General features: G+C 36.4%; 4 protein-coding genes and 1 pseudogene. All 5 read right to left on the reverse strand.

Features of this window, described 5'->3' with window-relative positions; all coding sequences use genetic code 11:
* A pseudogene (gene obgE / locus J7R07_RS07840) lies at window positions 1–121 on the reverse strand (GTPase ObgE); the annotation flags it as partial.
* Between the two features lie 173 nt (window positions 122–294).
* On the reverse strand, window positions 295–1,023 hold the full coding sequence (locus tag J7R07_RS07845) for an RlmE family RNA methyltransferase (RefSeq protein WP_208436309.1): 729 nt from the start codon (window positions 1,021–1,023) through the stop codon (window positions 295–297).
* A 32-nt stretch (window positions 1,024–1,055) separates the two neighbouring features.
* The gene (locus tag J7R07_RS07850; RefSeq protein ID WP_208436307.1) at window positions 1,056–2,366 is read right to left on the reverse strand and encodes a Ppx/GppA phosphatase family protein; all 1,311 of its coding nucleotides are present in this window, start codon (window positions 2,364–2,366) and stop codon (window positions 1,056–1,058) included.
* 749 nt (window positions 2,367–3,115) lie between these two features.
* Window positions 3,116–3,700 (reverse strand): invasion associated locus B family protein, encoded by a 585-nt coding sequence (locus tag J7R07_RS07855; protein WP_208436310.1) that lies wholly within the window; start codon window positions 3,698–3,700, stop codon window positions 3,116–3,118.
* The coding region (locus tag J7R07_RS07860; RefSeq protein WP_208436308.1) for a YadA-like family protein at window positions 3,700–4,007 on the reverse strand (308 nt) is incomplete at its 5' end. The genes J7R07_RS07860 and J7R07_RS07855, both read right to left, overlap by 1 nt.

The raw sequence follows: 4,007 nt of genomic DNA on the forward strand, positions 1-4,007 counted from the left end.
GTCCCCCATTACCCCCATCAGGGCCCCCGAACTCGATAAATTTTTCACGACGAAATGATACCGCCCCTGCTCCCCCATTACCAGAACGAATATAGACTTTAGCTTGATCAAGAAATTTCATTGGAAACGCTCATTGAGGAATCAATCCCCCTACCTCTATAGGTAATGTGTCAATTCTATCAGTTTTTTATTATTTATAAAAGAAAAACCATCAATAACATTACTGACAGCCTTTTGAAAATAACCTTACATTATAAACATGTAAGGAAACTTAAACCTTTTGAAAAGAAGAAGCTATTGTTGCATTTCTGTTTTTGCCTTAAATTTAAGTGCCAAAAGGTAAAGCTCCACTGATTCTGATCGACTTGCAGGTGGTTTAACATGATAGACTGTTTTAAAATTCTGTTTTAATGTCGTAAGAAGAGTGTTTTCTGCCCCACCTTGAAAGGCCTTTGCTAAAAAATGTCCTCCAGGTTTGAGAACCGAAAGAGCAAAATCAGCTGCAACTTCACATAAATGTATCGTTCTTAAATGATCTGTCTGACGATGGCCTGTTGTTGGTGCTGCCATATCAGAAAGTACCACATCCGGTTTTGTTCCTAAAGCATCAATTAATTTCTGTGGTGCATCTATATGCAAAAAATCCATTTCCAACATCACAACTCCAGGCAATGGGTCAACATGTAAGTAATCAATGCCAACCACATTAGGTTTTTTATCACTTGATCCTACTACACCTAACGCAACCTGACACCACCCCCCTGGCGCCGCTCCTAAATCAATAATCTTTTGACCTTTTTTGAGAAACTTATAACGCTCATTAATTTCTATTAACTTATAGGCCGCACGCGAACGATAACCATCTACTCTCGATTGATGAACATAAGGATCATTGAGATGCCTCTCTAACCACCGCCGTGATGACGCTTTAATAGTGCCTGCTTTCTTCTTTACACGCTGATATAATTCATGCGATCCTGAACCACCATAGCCACCCGTCGGTGTTTTTATCGTTTTTTTCATCATTATTTATCATCTCCGTACTCTGATAACTATCAGCGCTTAAAGCTTTTTCTCTGCTTATGACGACACCATACACCATCACGTAACATCAACTCTATCAAAATTCCTTCTCTCAATCCACGATCAGCAACTCTTAATCGTTGACTGGGCCAAACTTCTCGAATGACATCTAAAATTGCACAACCAGCTAAAATTAAATCTGCTCTTTCTCGTCCAATGCAAGGACTATTTACACGTTTCTTGATGTCCCATGACAATAAGCGTTCCGTTATCAGAGTAATATCTGCATCATTCATCCAAATGCCGTCTACTCGCCTCCGGTCATAACGTTTTAAATTAAGGTGCATACCTGCTAAAGTCGTAATCGTTCCAGAAGTTCCCAAAAGATGAAATTTTGAGCCTTGAGCAAGAGCTCCCAACTTATGACGGCCTGAAAAATTATTTAAAAAACTCCGTACATAACCTTTCATTTTTTCAAAATCATCTAAACTAATATTATTTCCCCCGAAACGTTCAGCAAGCGTGACAACACCAACAGGAAGTGAAGTCCACGCCGTAATCTGCTCAGTTAAACGTAAAGAACGCTTTTTAGAAACATCAAGAAGCACAATTTCTGATGACCCTCCCCCAATATCAAAAAGTACAATCGCATCAGTATTTGGTTCAACGAGCGTGCCACATCCTGAAACAGCAAAACGCGCTTCTGTTTCCCGATCAACAATTTCCAATTCTAGACCAGTCTCATCCAAAACACGTTGAATAAAATGTCTACCATTTTCCGCTGAACGACAAGCTTCAGTTGCAACCAAACGATAACGCTTAATACGCCTTTGTTTTAGCTTTAAATGACAAATCTTTAATGCCTCAATCGCACGGTCCATTGCTTGTGCACTAAGAAAACCGTTATTTACTAAACCTTCTCCCAATCGTACAATACGTGAAAAAGCATCAACAACATGAAAGTACCCCGGTTTACTAGGAGACGCGATAAGAAGACGACAATTATTCGTTCCTAAATCAAGTGCCGCATAAAGAGGTGGAGACTTTAATTGAGAGAGTTGTGGAAGAAAAGGTGTTTTGACTTTTTTTGTTTTTTTGATACCTACAGCTGATCGACCATGAAATTCACAAACTGTATCTGATTGAATAAATATCTGTTTCTGTTTACAATATCCTTCTCGCTGTTGTTTCTTTACATCAACAGAAACAGAACACATTCCTGTCTGTAACAATGTAGAATGCTTATTGTGATTATGTCCACGGTGATCACAAAACTGCTTTGCTCTTTTATCGTACGCTCTTCCTCGCTTTGACTCTTTTGAACCATAATCTAATGGGGCCATTTTTTCTTATCCCTTGAGCGTTTTCCCCCAATAAACAAACGCGAGAACTTTTCTGCTTATTCATAAAGCTAAAGTAACAATGTGGTATTAAATTATAAATATCAAGAAAACATTACCTATTTTTTTATCATAAAGTTTTTTAGATTATAATCATCTAGATGTTTGAATAACTTTTGGTTATTCGCACAAAATCAAACTTCTTTTTATGATCTTCAAACTATAAATTAATCATTTATGTTTACATTTATTTTTGTAAATTGCTAACCTTTTTTTATATCAGTTACGTATAATACATCTCTATTGTATAAAAATAAATTTATCCTTTTAGAGATTTTTAGAACTATAATTTTATGATGTATTCACAAAATAATAATGTGGCAATTATATTTTCAGAATGACTGAATTATTATTGATATCACAAAAATATACTACTAAATTTCAATTTGGAGTTACCGATATCAAATAAGATTGTTCCAAAAACCCAAAAGACTTTATGGAAGTAAATAAACTCACCCTTTATCCGAGATAAGCTATCATAAGTTCTGCAGAAAAACTCTAAATTGAGTTACTATTGTATACAAATATCGTACTATAATTTTAAACTTTTAAAATATGCTCCCGTTTGGATCAATGATCTCCCTATCACACCGTATAGCAACTATCAATCATTACTCTTCATTTAAATTTGGATATGCAAATAAAACCACAAAAAATTATGAAAAAATCCTTATTAAAAAACTCCCTTTAGTCTATCGTTGCAAAGAATTAATTGCTGCACTTAACCCTTTAAAGGGTACAGTAAAGGAAAATATCTTCCCCTCTTTAACCTTGTAGGAAATACGCACTTTTTTATTCTGCTCTATTTGTTTACTAAGCATCGGTCCTACAGGAGATTGTGCCAAACAGACTGTTTCATTACATTGCGTATAATGAATGAGAATAGGTTTTTTGACACCTTCCAAAAACATTCGAATAGGAACATTTGTATCAGCATTTGGTAATGTTCGAAAGAGCATAATTGCTTGACCATTTTTCGTAGAAACAAGAGACCAACTAAAAATAGTATTATCCTTCTGATCATGAACAGCCTGCGTTACATTACATATGCCTTGTTTAAGTTTCTGTTTTTCGTCCTGTTTTTCATCGCAAATCAAAGTCCAATCATAAAATTGCATAATGATTCGGCGTGTTTCACCAGGTTGTCCCTTAGGAGTAGATAAATGTGGTGGTTGCACCGTATAAATATTATTATTCTCGTTAGCAACACTTTTGCCCTTACCCAAAAAAGCAAGGACTAATAAAATCCTCACAAAAATGTTCCGTTTTTTCATCATCATCTCAGTCTCAGAGTAATCCCTGCGCCTACCCCCCAATGACCTCCAGCACTTGTCACAGATAAGTTAGTGCGCATATTCCCATCTTCAGATGTATAACCAGCACCAATAGCAAATGCGGATTGACTGCGCCATACACCCGTACCAAATGAAACACTTAAAGATCCTGGTATATCATAATAACGTAAGTTAGACACTGCCAAACCAATAGCCGCTGCCTGTCTTGCCTCTTTGCGGACATCCTCAACAGCATAGTTCAACGTCTCAAATTTCATATCCGTATAAGACTTTGCCTCATCAACACCAT

It is taken from the genome of Bartonella phoceensis, assembly GCF_902825145.1.
Lineage (GTDB): Bacteria > Pseudomonadota > Alphaproteobacteria > Rhizobiales > Rhizobiaceae > Bartonella > Bartonella phoceensis.

Bases quoted from the DNA above. Each gene is read 5' to 3' on its own strand.
- J7R07_RS07845 (WP_208436309.1), bottom strand. From the start codon at position 1,023: ATGAAAAAAACGATAAAAACACCGACGGGTGGCTATGGTGGTTCAGGA.
- J7R07_RS07850 (WP_208436307.1), bottom strand. From the start codon at position 2,366: ATGGCCCCATTAGATTATGGTTCAAAAGAGTCAAAGCGAGGAAGAGCG.
- J7R07_RS07855 (WP_208436310.1), bottom strand. From the start codon at position 3,700: ATGATGAAAAAACGGAACATTTTTGTGAGGATTTTATTAGTCCTTGCT.